This is a genomic window from Streptomyces sp. NBC_01515 (genome assembly GCF_045040345.1).
GTDB lineage: Bacteria > Actinomycetota > Actinomycetes > Streptomycetales > Streptomycetaceae > Streptomyces.
This window is the reverse complement of record NZ_CP109416.1, coordinates 464,331-479,832: the sequence shown is the minus strand read 5'-3', so window position 1 is coordinate 479,832 and position 15,502 is coordinate 464,331. Positions and strand designations below refer to the sequence as shown.

15 protein-coding genes are annotated in these 15,502 nt (G+C 69.5%); 2 read left to right on the top strand and 13 right to left on the bottom strand.

The annotated features are described in order from the left end of the window. Positions 1 to 69: 69 nt before the first annotated feature. The 3 genes from OG407_RS01805 to OG407_RS01795 form a co-directional block, all read right to left on the bottom strand. Positions 70 to 471: an MBL fold metallo-hydrolase gene (locus OG407_RS01805; protein WP_405854300.1), complete on the bottom strand. Its 402-nt coding sequence runs from the start codon at positions 469 to 471 to the stop codon at positions 70 to 72. Further along, positions 437 to 1,243 (bottom strand): alpha/beta fold hydrolase, encoded by an 807-nt coding sequence (locus OG407_RS01800; protein WP_405854298.1) that lies wholly within the window; start codon positions 1,241 to 1,243, stop codon positions 437 to 439. Before OG407_RS01800 ends, OG407_RS01805 begins: the two co-directional genes overlap by 35 nt. Before the next feature lie 68 nt (positions 1,244 to 1,311). Beyond that, positions 1,312 to 1,770 carry a cupin domain-containing protein gene (locus OG407_RS01795; RefSeq protein WP_405854296.1) on the bottom strand — a complete coding sequence of 153 codons (459 nt, stop codon included), beginning with the start codon at positions 1,768 to 1,770 and terminating at the stop codon, positions 1,312 to 1,314. Between the two features lie 357 nt (positions 1,771 to 2,127). Here OG407_RS01795 and OG407_RS01790 point away from each other — a divergent pair, with 357 nt between their 5' ends. Then, positions 2,128 to 2,481: a hypothetical protein gene (locus OG407_RS01790; RefSeq protein WP_405854294.1), complete on the top strand. Its 354-nt coding sequence runs from the start codon at positions 2,128 to 2,130 to the stop codon at positions 2,479 to 2,481. A 232-nt stretch (positions 2,482 to 2,713) separates the two neighbouring features. Here the strand turns inward: OG407_RS01790 and OG407_RS01785 are convergent, their stop codons facing one another. Beyond that, complete coding sequence (locus tag OG407_RS01785) at positions 2,714 to 4,321, bottom strand: cation acetate symporter (protein WP_405854293.1); 1,608 nt, start codon at positions 4,319 to 4,321, stop codon at positions 2,714 to 2,716. Further along, a complete protein-coding gene (locus OG407_RS01780; RefSeq protein ID WP_405854291.1) occupies positions 4,318 to 4,752 on the bottom strand; it encodes a DUF485 domain-containing protein in 435 nt (144 codons plus the stop codon). Before OG407_RS01780 ends, OG407_RS01785 begins: the two co-directional genes overlap by 4 nt. 309 nt (positions 4,753 to 5,061) lie before the next feature. Between OG407_RS01780 and OG407_RS01775 the strand changes: the two genes are divergently transcribed. Then, positions 5,062 to 5,535, top strand: a complete 474-nt coding sequence (locus tag OG407_RS01775; protein WP_405854289.1) for a hypothetical protein — start codon at positions 5,062 to 5,064, stop codon at positions 5,533 to 5,535. Positions 5,536 to 6,027: 492 nt separating this feature from the next. Here OG407_RS01775 and OG407_RS01770 read toward each other — a convergent pair whose 3' ends face one another. From OG407_RS01770 to OG407_RS01735, 8 genes are all read right to left on the bottom strand, one after another. Further along, a complete protein-coding gene (locus tag OG407_RS01770) occupies positions 6,028 to 7,173 on the bottom strand; it encodes a Gfo/Idh/MocA family protein (RefSeq protein WP_405868241.1) in 1,146 nt (381 codons plus the stop codon). Between the two features lie 77 nt (positions 7,174 to 7,250). Then, positions 7,251 to 8,393: a Gfo/Idh/MocA family protein gene (locus OG407_RS01765; RefSeq protein ID WP_405854287.1), complete on the bottom strand. Its 1,143-nt coding sequence runs from the start codon at positions 8,391 to 8,393 to the stop codon at positions 7,251 to 7,253. Next, positions 8,390 to 9,223 carry a ThuA domain-containing protein gene (locus OG407_RS01760; RefSeq protein WP_405854285.1) on the bottom strand — a complete coding sequence of 278 codons (834 nt, stop codon included), beginning with the start codon at positions 9,221 to 9,223 and terminating at the stop codon, positions 8,390 to 8,392. The genes OG407_RS01765 and OG407_RS01760 overlap by 4 nt, the downstream gene beginning before the upstream one ends. Next, the gene (locus tag OG407_RS01755) at positions 9,220 to 10,089 is read right to left on the bottom strand and encodes a carbohydrate ABC transporter permease (RefSeq protein WP_405854283.1); all 870 of its coding nucleotides are present in this window, start codon (positions 10,087 to 10,089) and stop codon (positions 9,220 to 9,222) included. Before OG407_RS01755 ends, OG407_RS01760 begins: the two co-directional genes overlap by 4 nt. Before the next feature lie 7 nt (positions 10,090 to 10,096). Beyond that, on the bottom strand, positions 10,097 to 11,077 hold the full coding sequence (locus OG407_RS01750) for a carbohydrate ABC transporter permease (protein WP_405854281.1): 981 nt from the start codon (positions 11,075 to 11,077) through the stop codon (positions 10,097 to 10,099). After that, entirely contained in the window at positions 11,070 to 12,296 is a 1,227-nt protein-coding gene (locus OG407_RS01745) for an extracellular solute-binding protein (protein WP_405854279.1), read from the bottom strand. The genes OG407_RS01750 and OG407_RS01745 overlap by 8 nt, the downstream gene beginning before the upstream one ends. 105 nt (positions 12,297 to 12,401) lie before the next feature. Then, complete coding sequence (locus tag OG407_RS01740) at positions 12,402 to 13,427, bottom strand: LacI family DNA-binding transcriptional regulator (protein WP_405854278.1); 1,026 nt, start codon at positions 13,425 to 13,427, stop codon at positions 12,402 to 12,404. 211 nt (positions 13,428 to 13,638) lie between these two features. After that, positions 13,639 to 15,453, bottom strand: a complete 1,815-nt coding sequence (locus OG407_RS01735; RefSeq protein ID WP_405854276.1) for a RecQ family ATP-dependent DNA helicase — start codon at positions 15,451 to 15,453, stop codon at positions 13,639 to 13,641. Between the last annotated feature and the right edge of the window lie 49 nt (positions 15,454 to 15,502).

The window sequence follows — 15,502 nt, the reverse complement described above, 5'->3', positions numbered from 1 at the left end:
GGATCCTGTGTCGCTTCGCCGTTCGTGACGTGGTGGTGCAATGCCAGGGGGCGTGGGGATCGACTGCGGCTAGGTGATGGGGATTTCGTCGAGGTGGAAGCGGCCGGGGACATCGCGCGCTTGGTTGGCGGTGATGGTGACGCCGTCGACCTCGGCCCCCTGCCAGGGCGCGAGGGCCGTGACGTTCGAGAAGCCGTGCTTGCGTGCCGCCTCGACGAGGGTCTCGGCGACGAACAGCGGGACGTTGCGGTCACGGTAGGCGGCGAAAGCAGTCAAGTCGCAGTGGTCGTAGTGCTCGTGGCTGATCAGTACGCCGTCGAGTTCTATGAGGTGGCGGCTGTGGGTGATGCGGGTGACGGCGGTCTTGGGTATGGGTGGTCTCCCTGGGGGGTGAGGAAGGCGGCGGGAGGTGACGAGGGGGATAGGTGGCCGAGGTTCAGCGGGCGAAGGCGGTGAAGTCGGTGTCGGCACTGTCCCAGATCGCGTGTATGACCTGGTCGGGGGTCTCCAGCTGCGGGGAGTGGCCGGTCTCGGGGAGCAGTTGGAACTGGGCCAGGGGGATCGCGGCGGCGTAGGCGCGTCCGTAGTCGACGTCGACGATTCCGTCGCTCTCGCCCCAGAGCACGAGGGTGGGGATCTCTAGGGAGCCGAGACGTCCTACGAGGGTGGGGTCGGCCATGGCGGAGCCCGCGTAGACGGCGATCGCGGTGCGGTTGCCCGCGGCGATCGCCTGCGCCGCCGGGGGCAGGGTCGTGGGGTCGATGCGGAACGGCTCGGGATCGTGGAAGGTGAGCCGGAAGACCTCGTCCATGGTGAGGGAGAAGAAGTCGGCCACCGGATGGCCGGGCACCTCGATCCCGACCGCGTCGATCAGGACGATGCCGCTGACGCGCGGCGACTTGAGCAGCGCGATCTCGGTGGTGATCCAGCCGCCGATGGAGTTGCCGATGACGGTGACGTCGGTGAGCGCCAGTTGGTCCAGGAGCGCGCCGTAGAGGGTGGCCAGGCCGGAGACGGTGGTCAGTGCCTCGGGGCGTTCGGTGCCGCCGAAGCCGGGGTGGGTCGGGACCAGCACGCGTACGTCGTGAGCGGCGGCGAACTTCTCGGCGAACCCCGTCACCGACTGCGGGCCGGCGCCGCCGTGCAGCAGCAGGAACGGCTGTCCGTACCCGTATCCGGCCACGGACACCTCGACCGGGCCGATTCCGTCGAGGCTGACGGTGTATTGAGCGGTGGTTGCCATGGGTTTCTCCTGGATTGGCGTGACCGGTTCGGGCGTTGGGTGGGTTGATGGGTTGTCGGTGCGGGTGTTCAGGCGAAGTCGGTGGACGGCTCGGTGGCGTAGTGGCTCATCGCCTCGATCGTCGCCTCGGGTGTGAGGGGCCGGCCGGCGGCGATCATGTCGCGCAGGTCCCGGAAGTAGTCGACGTACAGGTCCGGGGTGAAGGTGTTGAGCAGGACCGTTGTGCCGTCGGTCGGGTTGGCGAAGGTGTGCGGGGCGCCGGGCGGGATCATGACGAGCGTTCCGGCGGGCGCGTCGTACACGGTCTCGCCGACGGTGAAACGGGCCGCGCCGGACACGACGTAGAAGCCCTCGTCGTGCCGGGCGTGCCGGTGCTGCGGCGGGCCGTCGGTGTGCGGGGCGAGTGTGATCTCCCCGATGCCGAGGCGGTGACCGGTCGTGGTGCCGTCTTCGAGGATCCGCATCCGGGTCGGGCCGAGCTGGATCGACTCACCGTTGTCCGGGCCGACTACTGAGACGTCTGTCATCTGAGCCTCCAAGGAGGAGTAAGAGAGTTAACTGTGTTCGTTGGGGTTGACTCTCATCAATATAGGCGGGTCGACTTGTTCGTGCAAGTGAACTCTCATGATGAGAGTTTGGGTTCGGGTGTTGCCCCGGTGTGAGGGGAGAGTCGTTGCCTTCGGCTCTGCTGCTATGCGGAGCGGAGCGCGCCGGTGCTGGACCGCTGCTTGCGGCCGGGCCTGTCGCAGGATCGACAAGACGGTTATGGGGAGGGTGAGTTGGCGATCTCGCGGGTGGCGTGGCTTCGGCGGTCGGTCAGGCCGGATCAGGCGTGTGGCTGTCACCGATCTCCACGGTGCGTCGGCCATCGCGACGAACAGGCCGTGCCGGCAGGGCAGTTGCTCATCTGCCACATCGGACCGTCCCTGCACTTCGAGACGTTGTCCGACACGAGGGCGAAGGTTCTCGTGCTCTCCGCCGCGACACTCAGACCGCTGCTCGGCGAGCGACGGAGCGTCAGCGGGCCGGTGGACTCCGCCGAGGTGCGCCTACTGGTGGCTCACTCGGACATGGCCTACGAAACGGTCGCCGACCTCGGCCCGGCCGAAGTGCAGGCCGCGCACAGCACGCTGATCGAACTGGCGAAGGCGGTGGCCAGGCGCCGCGTCGACGACGCGGAACCCCAACTGGCCCAGGCCGCGAAGGACCTCGCGGGCAACCCCACTGGCCGTCCCTGAACTCTCCGGCACGATGCTGGCACGCGAACTCAATGTCTTCCTACGCAGCCTGCACCTGGCGTTCGCCGCACGGCCGGACGCCGACCGACTACGCCCGATCGACCACAGCGGCGCGGAACTGACCCGTACAGGGCGCCTGCCGTCAGCGCTTCTTGGCTGCCTCCCACCCGAGGGCTGCGCGGCCATCTGACACCACTCGGCAAGTGCGTGGACCCCGGTCGGCGGCGCACGGTCATCCGTTTCTGGGATGCGACGGTCCGGCCAGCAGTACGGGTTCGATCCCCTCGTAGCGGTGGCGTTCGCGTGCGGTGGCCTTTCGGCCTGACAGGACAGTGCCGAGGAGGCCGAACAGGAAACCCGCCGGGACCGAGACCAGCGCGGTGGTGGTGAAGGGGAACCAGTTGAAGTCGGCCTCGGGGAAGGCGGACTGGGGGGAGCCGGAGACGAGGTTGGTGCCGGTCATCAGGACGAGGACGCTGAGGCTGCCGCCGATGAGGGTGCACAGCAGACCGGCACGGGTGTAGCGCCGCCAGAAGAGGCCGAGGACGAGCGCGGGGGCGATGGCCGAGGCGCCCAGACAGAAGGAGACGATGGCCAGCGGTTGGAGACTGCGGTGCTGGGCGAGTACGGCCAGTGCGATCACCGGGATGCCCACGGCCAGGGCGGCCAGGCGCGCCAGTGCCATCTCGCGCAGGGGCGGTGTGTTCGTGCGGGCGAGGACGTCGTGGGCCAGGGAGTTGGCGCAGGCCAGCGTCATGCTGGCCACCGATGCCAGCAGGGTCAGGAAGATGGCGGTGGTGACGGTGGTGAACAGCAGGCTCTCCGCGCGGGAGAGGTTCGGTCCGAACGCTGCGCGCGCCCCGAGCAGATAGGCGGTGCTGCCGTGTGGGTCCGCGGCGGCGATCGTCTTGCCGCCGATGAGGGCGGTGGCGCCGACGGCGACGACGGTCATGACCGCGATGAACAGGGCGACCGCCGAGACCGCCCAGGACATCGCGCGGCGTACCTGTCGGGTGCTGCCGGCGGTGTACATGCGCATGGTGACGTGCGGCAGGCAGGCGCCGCCCAGCACGATGGCGCACTGGGTGCTCACCATGTCGAGGGCCGGGTGCTGTCCGCCCGCGAACTGAAGGCCGTAGCGCAGGTAGTTCGGACCGGCCCCGCTGTTCTGTGCGGCGGACTGGAACAGGGTCTCCGGGCTCCAGCCGAAGGTGTGCAGGATGATCGCGGCGACTACGAGCCCGGAGCCGAGGAGGATGACCGTCTTGAGAATCTGGATCAGGGCGGTCCCGCGCATGCCCCCGATGGCCGCGTACGTGATCATCAGTCCTCCGGCGCCGACGACGCAGCCGGTGCGCATGGTGCTGTCGTTGAAGCCGAGGACGAACGCCAACAGCTGTCCCACGCCGGCCAGTTGGACCACCATCATGGGTACCAGCGCCGCGAGGGTGACCGCGCACGCGGTGATCCGCACCGCGCGGCCGGGCATACGGCGGGCCAGCACGTCGCCCATCGTGAACCGGCCGGTGTGATGCAGCGGTTCCGCCAGCACGAACATCAGGAGCAGCAGCGAGAGCAGGGTGCTCAGGGCCAGCACGACACCGTCGTAGCCGCACAGCGCGATGATGCCACCGACCGTGAGGACGGTGGCCGCGGAGATGTAGTCGCCGGCGATGGCCAGGCCGTTGCGCAGGGGCGACAGCAAGCGGTAGCCGGTGTAGAACTCGTCCAGGTCGTCACGGTCGGGGCCGGTGACCACGCACAGCAGCAGCGTGAGGGTCACGACACTGAAGAACGCCACGAGCGACCAGGACTGCGCGGCGCCTTTGAAGTCCGTCACGGCCGCACCTGCCCGTCGCGGGCGTGATGGGCCCGGCGCACCCGGCGGGCGAGGGGGTCGACGTACCGACGCGCGATTCCCTCGTAGAAGAGCACGGCCAGCCAGGTGACGGGGAGTTGCACCAGGGCGAGGAACAGTCCGGTGGGCAAGCCGCCCGGGGCGGGGCGGGCCATCACCGAGGGGAACTCGACGGTGAGAGTGAGGAAGACGGCGAAGTAGCCGAGCGCCGCGAACGCGGCGACACGCCGTTGCCAGCGGCAGGCCCGGCGCAGGAGACGCAGATCGCGGTGCGGTCCGGTCGGCGAACGGGGCAGGGCCGCCGGCCGGCGGTCGCCCTGCGGGGCCGAGGCCCACGTGGGCGTGGTGGTGGAGGAGGCGTGGCGTCCGGGCCGGTACTGGAGCGGGTGTAACTCGGAGCTGTCGGAAGACATTCCAAGATCTCCTAGTGGGTCGTGGGCCCCAAGAGGTGCGGACCGCGAGAAGGCGGGGAATGGTCCGGGTCATCGCACGCTATGCGGGTGGCGGACCGCGCGCAGGACTTCCGGTGAACTCCCTGGTGAAGAGCACTGCGACGCTCTGACCTCGGATGTTGTGAGTGTGAAGCGTGTGACGGAGCACTACACGAGTGCCCTGTGGGCCCTGGACGCGTCGAATCGGCCGGGCGGGCGCGTGGTGGCATCAGCGGGACGTGCCGGGGGGAGATTCCACGCTGCGGCCGGTGGTGCCGGGGCTGCTGGGCCATGGTGGAGGAGGCGGGGGAGTTGGCCGTTGCGGGTCAGGGTGCGGGGTACTACCGCATGGAGGTCCAGTTGCGGGACGAGCAAGGCTGGCAGGTTCGGAAGATCAGCCCTGAGTGGGGATCCGGAGGCAGCCCCGTCGATTTGGCGGTCGACGCCTTTCAGGCCTACCTGAGTCAGCACGGCCGCACGCTCGAAGAGGTCACGGCCCCGGGTGCGCCTGCGGTGCGCGTCCTTGTCCGGCCTCCGCAGCGCGGCGGGCGTCCTGAAGTGTTCGTCCTGCGCGAGCTGATGGAACAGCGGGTGCGCCGGGCCGCTGCCCTGCGCGCGGATGCGGAGCGCAGGTTGCGTGACGCCCGCCGGCTGCTGCGGACGGCCGTCGCAGAGGCGTCCGACGCCGGAATCCCGCAGTCCGTGCTCGTGCGGTTGTCGGGATGGAGCCGGGAGACACTGCGTCGGCTGGAGCGCAACGGCTGACAGTCCCGGGCCGGTCACTCAGTGTTCCGGACAGGCCAACCCGGTTGGCCAAGCGATGTGGCCAACCGGATGGGCACGCATATGACGCCGAGCCTGCAAGAGGTCACCGGCGGTATCCAATTGCGCGAAGAATCCCCGCACTTGGGGCGTCTTGTGGCGAATAGCTTTGAGTAACGCGACTGATTCCCGGCGTAGTTGACCCTTGAGGGAGGGTGACACAGGGACACGCACCGCGGTCTCTTGAAGTAATCCGCAGCAGGCCCCGGGCCCTTCGACAAGTCTCCGGGGCCTGCTACCGAGCACCGACACGAGAGGCCCGGCATGTACTACGACTTCATCCTGTCTCTGATGGCAGGAACAGAACAGAGCCCGCGGACGATCGTCATCTGCATTCTGGTGATCCTCGTCTGGGGCCACCGCCGCGATGTCCGGCAACGGTGCGCGACGTCCTGACGGAGAAAGCCCGTGTAGGCGCCCAGAGGTGACATGGGGTCAGCCGATGCTCGTCCAGCGAGAGGAGTCCGCGGCGCTGCGCTCGACGGCCTGCAGGACGTACTGGACCTGCAGGCCGTCGGCGAACGACGGGTGCGGGTTGCTTCCGTCCTCGGACACCGCGGTCAGGAAGTCGTGGACCTGGTGGACGAACGCGTGCTCGTAGCCCAGACCGTGACCGGGCGGCCACCAGGCGCCCAGGTACGGGTGTCCGGGCTCGGTGACCAGGATCCGACGGAATCCCGCCTCCGTCTCCGGGTCGTCGGCGTCGTACAGCAGGAGTTCGTTCATCGACTCGAAGTCGAAGGCGACCGACCCGCGTGAGCCGTTCACCTCGATCCGCAGCGCGTTCTTGCGTCCCGTGGCGAAGCGGGTCGCTTCGACCACGACCAGGGCGCCGCCTTCCAGCCGGCCGGTGAACGCCGTCGCGTCGTCGACGGTCACCGGTCCGCGCTGTTCCCCGGCACGCGCCGAGAGTCCGCTGGATTCGGTCGGCAGGGGGCGCTCGGCGACGAAGGTGGCCTGCGTCGCCGAGACTCCGGTGAGCCGCTCGCCGGTCAGGTGCTGGAGCAGGTCGACGACGTGCGAGCCGAGGTCGCCGAGCGCGCCGGAGCCGGCCCGTTCCTTGCGCAGCCGCCACACCAGGGGGAACTCGAGGTCGACGAGCCAGTCCTGGAGGTACTGGGCCCTGACGTGCCGCACCTCGCCGATCCGGCCCTCGGCGATCAGGCGGGCGGCGTGTGCCAGGGCGGGCACGCGCCGGTTGTTGAAGCCGACCATCGACCGGACGCCGGACTCGCCCGCGACCTGCGCTGCGGCGGCCATGCGCTCGGCCTCCTCGACCGTGTTGGCGAGGGGCTTCTCGCACAGCACGTGTTTGCCGGCGGCCAGGGCGGCGATCGCGATGTCGGCGTGCGAGTCCCCGGGCGTGCAGATGTCGACGACGTCCACGTCGTCGCGTCGGACCACCTCCTGCCAGTCGGCCGCCCAGTCACCCCACCCCAGCCGTTCGGCGGCCCGCGCCGCGCCCTTCGGATCACGGCCGCAGACCACGGCCATGTCGACGTCGAAGGGCAGGTCGAACACCCGGGGCGCGGTGCGCCAGGCCTGGGAGTGCACGGCTCCCATGAACGAGTGGCCGATCATCGCCACCCCGAGGCGGGGGCGGTCGGAAACGGGGTCGGGCGAAGGGCGGGGCACGGCGTCTCCGTATCGGTGGGGCGTCAGGCGGACGCGGCGTCGGGCGGTGCCTGGTGCGGGGCGAGAGCACTGCGGACCGACGGCCAACTGGCGAGGGCGGCATGTACGTTGGGGTGTTTCTCGTCGCGCAGGGCCGCCGCGTATGCCCGGTCGAGGACGTCGTCGACGAGTACGCGTTGTCCGGTCCTGGCCGACTCCACCGCGGCCTCGACCATCGCCAGGCTCATGGTGTTCTCGTGCACCTCGCCCATGGGCGTGCTGCCGGTCCGCAGCGACTCGACGAAGACCCGCAGCGCTCCGGCGATGTCGGAGTACGGGGAGCCGGGCCGCTCGGCAGGCTGTACGTCGGCGACGAGCACGGGCTCGGTGTCGCCGTCCCACTGCGCCGAGCCCTTCTCGCCGCTCGCCCGCCACGTTCCGTTCCAGGACGTCTCGGCGCCCGGACTGCACCAACTGCCGCTGTAGGCATAGCGTGTTCCGCCCTCCATCTCGAAGACGGCGCTCGCGGCGGCGTCGCCGTCGTACCAGCTCCACGGCGGGTTGTACGCCTGGCAGTAGGCGGATACCGGGTCCGCGCCGAGCAGGAAACGGGCCGAGTCGAAGGCGTGGATCGCCATGTCGATCAGCAGCGGGTACGCCATCTCCTCACGGAAACCGCCCATGTGCGGCGCCTTGAAGAACTCGGTCGTCAGCGTGCCGATCGCGCCGAGTTCTCCCAACATCCCGCGCAGGGCGAACAGTTGGGGGTTCCAGCGTCGTGACTGGCTCACCATGAACAGCTCGCCGCTGACCTCGGACGCGGCGGCGAGGGACAGGGCGTGGGCCAGGGTGTCGGCGATCGGCTTCTCGCCGAGGACGGGCAGCCCGGCGAACAACGCGGCGGTGGTGACGGGGTGGTGGGCCACCGGAACGGTCACGTTGATGATCCCCTGAGCACCGGTGTCGGCCGCGAGCGCGACCGCGTCGGAGTCGACCGGGAGGTCCGGCCGGCCCAGATCGGCGGCGGACCGCCGGGCCGTGTCCGGGTCGAGGTCGACGATGCCGACCAGTTCGGTCTCGGGCGCGGCGGTCACGGTGGTCAGCCACTGCTGTCCCATGGAGCCGGCCCCGACCACCAGCACGCGCAGGGGGTGGTCGGGCCCGCAGGGGATGGTCCGGTGGGTCATCGAAGCGGCCCCGAGTAGTCGACGCCGTTGAAGAAGTCGTCGGTGTCGTAGCGCAGCAGCACGGGGTGGCTGCGTTCGGGCCGGTCCGTGCGCGCCCATTGCACGCCGTTGGCGATCACCCGGCGGATGTCCTTGTTGTGGTAGACGGGGTAGTCCTGGTCGCCGGGGCTGAAGTAGAAGATCCGGCCGTGGCCGCGACGGAACGTGCAGCCGCTGCGGATCACCTCGCCGCCGGTGAACGAGCTGACGAAGACCAGCTCGTCCGGGACGGGGATGTCGAAGAACTCCCCGTACATCTCGTCCTCGTCCACGACGAGCGGATGCGGAACTCCCTTGGCGATGGGGTGTGTTGGGTTCACCGTCCACACCAGCTCGCGGTCGTGCTCGTTGCGCCAGCGCAGGGTGCAGCTGGTGCCCATGAGCTTGACGAAGATCTTCGACCAGTGGCCGGAGTGCAGGACCACGAGGCCCATGCCGGACAGCACGTGCCGGTGCACGCGTTCCACGACCTCGTCGGAGACCTCGGCGTGGGCCGCGTGTCCCCACCAGGTGAGGACGTCGGTCGAGGCCAACACCTCCTCGGTCAGGCCGTGTTCGGGGTCGTCCAGCGTCGCGGTGCGTACGGTGCAGGCGTCGCCGAGGTTCTCCTTGATGCCCTCGGCGATCGTGCTGTGCATGCCCTGCGGGTAGATCTTGGCCACGTGCTCCTCGATCTTCTCGTGGCGGTTCTCCCCCCACGCGGTCACGTGGATCGGGGCCGGGGGCGGTGCGGAAGAGGTGGTCACAGGGGTGTTCTGCCTTTCTCCGAAGTCGCCCTGGGGGCGGGTCATTTGACGGCTCCGCCGGTCACGCCGGTGGCGATGTAGCGCTGCGCCACCAGGAGCAGCACGAGAGCCGGGACCGAGGCGAGGGTCGCGGTGGCCATCACCGCGTTCCAGTCGCTGACGTGGGCGCCGAGGTACTGGTAGAGGCCGAGGGTGACGGGGCGGACGTCCTCGGTCGTCGTCAGGGTCAGCGCGAAGAGGAAGTCGCTCCAGGTGAACAGGAAGGTGAACAGCCCAGCTGTAATAAGGGCGTTCCGGCTCATGGGCAGGACGATCGACACGAACGCCCGCACCCGGCCCGCCCCGTCCACCCGGGCCGCCTCGATCACCGAGGCGGGGATGTTGCCCATGAACGCCCGCAGGATCAGGATCGCGAACGGGATGCCGGCGGTGGAGTCGGCCAGGATCAGGCCGGGGATCGAGTTGAGCAGCCCGACGTCGTTGTACGCGCTGTAGAGGGCGTTGGCCACGACGATGCCCGGGACCATCTGGCTGATCAGGATCCCGAACAGCGCCGGGCCGACCCAGCGCGCGTTGACGTGCGCGAGCGCGTACGCGGCCGGGCTGGCGATGAGCAGGCTGAACACCACGCTCCCCACCGCAACGACCAGGCTGGTCAGGAGATTTGCCCCCTGCTGGCTCAGCGCGGTGGCGTAGCCGTCGAAGTTCAGATGTGTCGGGAACCAGGGTGTGCTCACCGCGGTGTTGGCCGACTGGAGGGAGACGTTGACCATCCAGTAGACCGGGAACAGCATCACGGCCAGGATCAGCGCGCCGATCGCGGTGTATCCCCACGGCCGCCGCCGGGAACGCCGCCGGTGGACGGGTGGGAGCGTGGCCGGTTGGACAGAGGTGTGCGTGACGGTTGCCATGACGGCCTCACTGCTCGACGGCGCGGCGGTTCGCGCGCAGGTAGAGGACGGCGAAGACCAGCGAGACGACGATGAGGATGTTGCCGAGCGCGGCACCCTGCCCGAAGTCGAACTGCTGGAAGGAGAGTTGGTAGGACTGACTGGCGATGGTCTGTGTCGCGTTCGCCGGGCCGCCGTTGGTGAGCCCGAGGATGACGTCGAGGACCTTGACCGTGTAGACGACGCCGAGGACGAGCACCACGCTGACCACGGGCCGCAGCAGGGGCCACGTCACGTGCCGGAACGCCCGCCAGCCCGTCGCGCCGTCCAGGGCCGCCGCCTCGTACAACTCCTCGGGGATGTCCTGGAGTCCGCCGTAGAGGATCGCGACGTTGAACGGGATCCCGATCCAGATGTTGACCACGATCACCGCGAACAGTGCCAGCGAGGTGTTGGTCAGCCAGCCGGGACGGTCCTGTACGAGGTGCAGGGCGCCGAGGAACCGGTTGAGGACGCCGTTGTCCTGGTCGAGGATCCAGCGCCACACCGCGCTGGAGACGATCAGCGGCACCAGCCACGGGAGCAACAGCAGGGAGCGCAGTAGGCCGTTCAGCGGGAAACGGCGGCGGAAGAACAGGGCGATCGCCAGACCGGTGAGGAACTGTCCCGCGATCGAACCCACCGTGAACAGAATCGTGTTGAGGAGTGCCTTGTCGAAGACGGAGGAGGATATGGCGGCCCGGTAGTTGGCGAAACCGACCCAGGGCGCCTGGCCGGTGTAGAAGGTGGTCGTCGTGTAGTGCTGGAACCCCATGACGACGTTCTTCACGACCGGGTAGCCGAAGAAGGCGACCATGTAGGCCAGGGCGGGCAGCAGGAACAGCACGTGGGACTGGCGCAGCCGGTTGCGATTCCCGAGGCTTCCGAGCCTCCTGCCCGCCGGGGCGCTTTCCGCGGCCGGCACCGCATGCCCCTTGGCCAGCACCGCGCGGCGCAGTACGTCAGCCATCCTGGGCCTGCTTCAGTGCCTTCGCCGGAGTCGCCCCCTGCGTGAGTGCGGTCTGTATCGCGGTGTAGATCTTGGTGGCTGCCTTCGGCCAGTCCTTGCCCAACTCACCTGTGCGGGCACGGGCGTTGCGTACCTGGTCGGTGAACGCCTTCATCCGGGGCTGCTCGGCGGCGAACCTGTCCATCAGCGCGGTCTTCGTCGGCACGGTCTGGCGCTGCCGGGCCAACGACAGCTGGTTCTTGTCGGAGTTGAGGCACGCGACGACCTTGGCGGCCTTGGCCTGGCGCTGCGCGTTGCCGGTCTGCGGGACGGTCCAGGTCTCACCGCCCAGCGGGACGACGGGAGTTCCGCCGGCCTTGGGCACGGGGATCTGTACGACGCCGTAGTGCAGGCTCGTCTTCTTGTCGAGGATCGGGAACTGCCAGGGGCCGTTGATCATCATGGCCGCGTTGCCCGCCGCGAACTGGTCGTCGGCGTCGGCCTGGGCCCAGCTGACCACCGACTTCGAGGCCGACCCGTCCTTGACCAGGTCCACCCAGAGCTGAAGTGCCTGTGCGGTCCGGGGAGTTGCTATGTCCTTCTCGTCGCCGCCGTTGGACCACATGAAGGACAGGAACTGCCAGGTCCCCTCGTAGGTGGCCGGTGCGGCGAAGGCGATGCCGTACCGCTTGCCCGAAGTGAGCGTCTTGGCGGCCGACTTGAGCTCGGCCCAGGTGGTGGGCGGCTTGACCCCCGCCTTGTCGAGCATGTCCTTGTTGTAGAACAGGCCGAGCGTGTTGGTGACCGGTTGCAGGCCGTAGAGCTTGCCCTGGTAGGTCGAGGCGTCCACCACGCCCTTGGCGTATCCGTCGGCCTTCAGGCCGAAGTCGCCGAGCGGGGCGAGGGCGCCGCTGGCGGCGATCTGCTGCAGGTCGGGGTTGTCGAGCATCAGGACGTCGGGCAGGGTGCGCGACGAGGCCTGTTGCAGCACCTTGGGGATCAGGGACGGTCCGGCCACCGCCTCCCGCTTGATCTTCACGCCGCTCTGCTGCCCGCAGGCGTCCAGGACCTTGGCGTAGATCCCCTTGTCGGGCTGATCGGCGTAGTAGTCCATCACCCGCAGGGTGTCGGCGCCGGACGATCCGCTGTTCGAGCCACACGCGCTGAGGCCGAGCGGCGCCATGAGTGCGAGGGCCACTATCGGTGTCGCTCTGCTGAGGATCGCTCGTCGTTGAGCCATGTTCGTTCTCTCCTCGGTCGGCGCTGTCTCGGGCGGACCGCGCGAGGTGTCGATGCGTATCGACAGCAATGACGCGTCATCCCCCTTGGCACGGAACAGTGGGGATCAGCGGACGGGCAGGCTGGTCTGACGCAGGGTCAGGCGTGGGGTGACCAGTTCGACGGTCGAAGTGGTGGACACGCTCTCGCGGTTGAGCAGCCGGAACAGGATCCTCATCGCGCGGCGCGAGACGTCCCTGGGTTCCAGCGAGAGGTTGGTGACGGGGGGTGTGGAGGTCTCGGCGGTGCGGTCCGTGCACAGTCCGATGACGGACAGGTCGCGGCCTGGAACCAGACCGCGGTCCAGCAGGCTCTGCAAGGTCGGCTGGATCAACTGGGGATCGGGGACGACGAGCCCCAACCGGCCGCCGCCAGGCCCTTGTTCGGCAAGCGCTTCATCCAGTGCGGACTCGGCTCCGGCGCGGCTGGTGTCCGGCGGGCTCACCTCGGCGTAGGCGATGCCGTGTTCGGCGGCCGACTCCTCGGCTCCCCGCAGGAAGCGTCGTACGAAGTTGACGTCGCGGGCCATCACGTCACGCGGGTAGCCGAGCAGGACGACGCGGTCGTGCGCGGAGGCGGCCAGTTCGTCCACCGCCATGCGTCCGGCCAGGGTGTAGTCCAGGTCGACGCAGTACAGGCCCGCGGGGTCGTCCGGCACGCCGATCAGGATGACGGGCACGCTGAGCCCGGCCGCCACGGGGATGCGCGGGTCCTTGGACCCGACCTCCATCAGCACGATCGCGTCGCACAGGGACTGGTCGCTGAGCCGGGTAAGGCCCTCGGCGCCCTCGTCCTCGGTGGCCAGGATGACGTTGTGGTCCTCTTCCCGGGCGCACTTGGTGATCGTCTCGATGAAGGGCAGCACCCCCGTCATGTCGGCCCCCGGCGCGAACGGCACCACCAGGCCGATGACTTGACTGCGCTGACTCGCCAACGCCCTCGCACCCGCGTTGGGTTGGAACCCCAACGTCTCGATGGCCTCCTCGACCCGACGCCGGGTCTCGGGGGATATCGAGCGGCGCCCGCTCATGACGTAGGACACGGTGCTCTGGGAGACGCCCGCCAACCGGGCCACGTCCCGGCTTGTCACCATGCGAGCACCTCCCTCGGTTCCTCGGTGTCGATATGCGGTGTCGATACGTATCGACTGACTGGGACGAGACTGTAGGGAGGGGCCCCGAAGGGCGGCAAGGGTCGTGCAGGGAAAAAGTTTCGCCGGCCCGGGACTCCGGTCCGAGGCCGCCGCGCTCTGGCATTTCACCGACGGCGGCCACTTCAGCCGCGCCGGGCTCGCGGAGTCGGCGTCAGCGCGGTGCGTCGGGCAAGGCGACGAGCAACTGCTTGTCCGTCACGACGGCCAGGGACAGGGTGCGGTAGCCGACCGACTCGAACAGGATGGTGATCTTGCCGTCGCCCTCGCTCATGACCTCGCCCCGGCCCCACTGGTCGTGGCTGACGCGGACGCCCGGCAGGTAGGCGTGGTCGTCGGGCGCGGGGCGTTCAACGGTCTCCGCCGTCCGGACGGCACCCGCTGTGGTGTCCGAGCGGGCACCGGCCCGGGGCCACCAACGTTGCCGTGCGGTCGCCTTGTCGGGCCGTCCCGCGTCCCCGGACCGCTCGCGCCTCAGCCCGCCCGCAGGCTCGGTCACCGGACCCGTGCAGTTGTCGCACGCCCTGCACGGGACCGGGACGGAGTCGCCGAAGTATCCGAGGAGGAAGCGCCGCCGGCAGTCGGTCGTCTCGGCGTACCCGCGCATCATGTCCACCCGGGACTGTTCGAGCTTGAGGTGTGTGGCGTGGACGGCGAGGCCGCTCCGCACAACGGCGTCGACCTCGTCGTCCGCGGAGGCGCCGTCGGTGCCGTCGGCGCCGACCGCGCCGACGAAACGGCTGCCGTCCCGTCCGGTGCGGACGGCCCCGGTCTCCTCCAGCAGGTTCAGCACGGCGGACAGCGCCGTCGCGCCGAGTTCGCACTCGGCCCGGAGCCGGGTCGCGCTCACGGCGGCCGCCTCGCCGCGCAGGAGTTCGGCCACGCGGCGCAGTGCGTCGGCGTCGGGAGCGCCGGTGGCGAAGAAGCGTTGCAGGCCCAGATCCTGCGGGCGGTAGGCGAGGATCGCCCTGGCCGGCGCCCCGTCGCGGCCGGCCCTGCCGATCTCCTGGTAGTAGGCGTCGAGCGAGCCGGGGACGGACGCGTGCAGCACGAACCGTACGTTCGCCTTGTCGATGCCCATCCCGAACGCCGAGGTGGCCACGACCACGTCGAGTTCACCGGAGCTGAACCGGTCCTGGGCCTGGCGGCGTTCGGCGGCGGAGAGGCCCGCGTGGTAGCTCGCCGCGGCCAGTCCGAGGTCGCTCAGCTGCTCGGCGTAGCTGTCCGCCGCCTTCCGTGTCCCCGCGTACAGGATTCCCGGCTTCTCCTCGACGGCCGTCCGCTCCAGGACGAACCGCTCCTTGGCTGCCGCGTCCTGAAAGGCCGACACCTCCAGGCGGATGTTGGGGCGGTCGAAGCCGGCGACTATCTCCACCGGGTCGGTCATGCCGAGACGTTCGGCGATGTCCCGCCGTACCGGGGCCGCCGCGTTCGCGGTCAGGGCGAGCACCGGCGGGTTGCCGAGCCGTTCGCGCGCGTGGCGCAGCCGCAGGTAGTCCGGCCGGAAGTCGTGCCCCCAGGACGACACGCAGTGCGCCTCGTCCACCACCAGCAGCCGGGGCCGGACAGCGGCGAGCCGGTCCGTGACGTCCGGCTTGGCGAGCTGCTCAGGAGCGAGGAAGACCACGTCGACCGAGGAGGCGCTGATGCGGGCCCATGCCGTCTCGTTGTCGCTTCTGCGCTGTGCGGAGTTGATGGCGGCGGTGCGCAGCGCGCCGGATCCGAGCAGGCTCTGCATCTGGTCCCGCTGAAGCGCGATCAGCGGCGAGACGACCACGACCGGACCGCCCAGCAGGACCGCGGGCACCTGGTACACGGCGGACTTGCCCGCGCCGGTCGGCATGACGGCGAGTACGTCACGCCCCTTCATCACGGCCTTCATCGCGCTCAGTTGGGCCGGACGCAGGTGCTGCCAGCCGAAGACCCGACGGGCGGTGCCGCGCAGCCGACGGGACGTGAGTGCGAACATGGTTCTCCTTGAAAGGGGGCGTCCAACCGCCGTGTGTCTGGCGGCTACC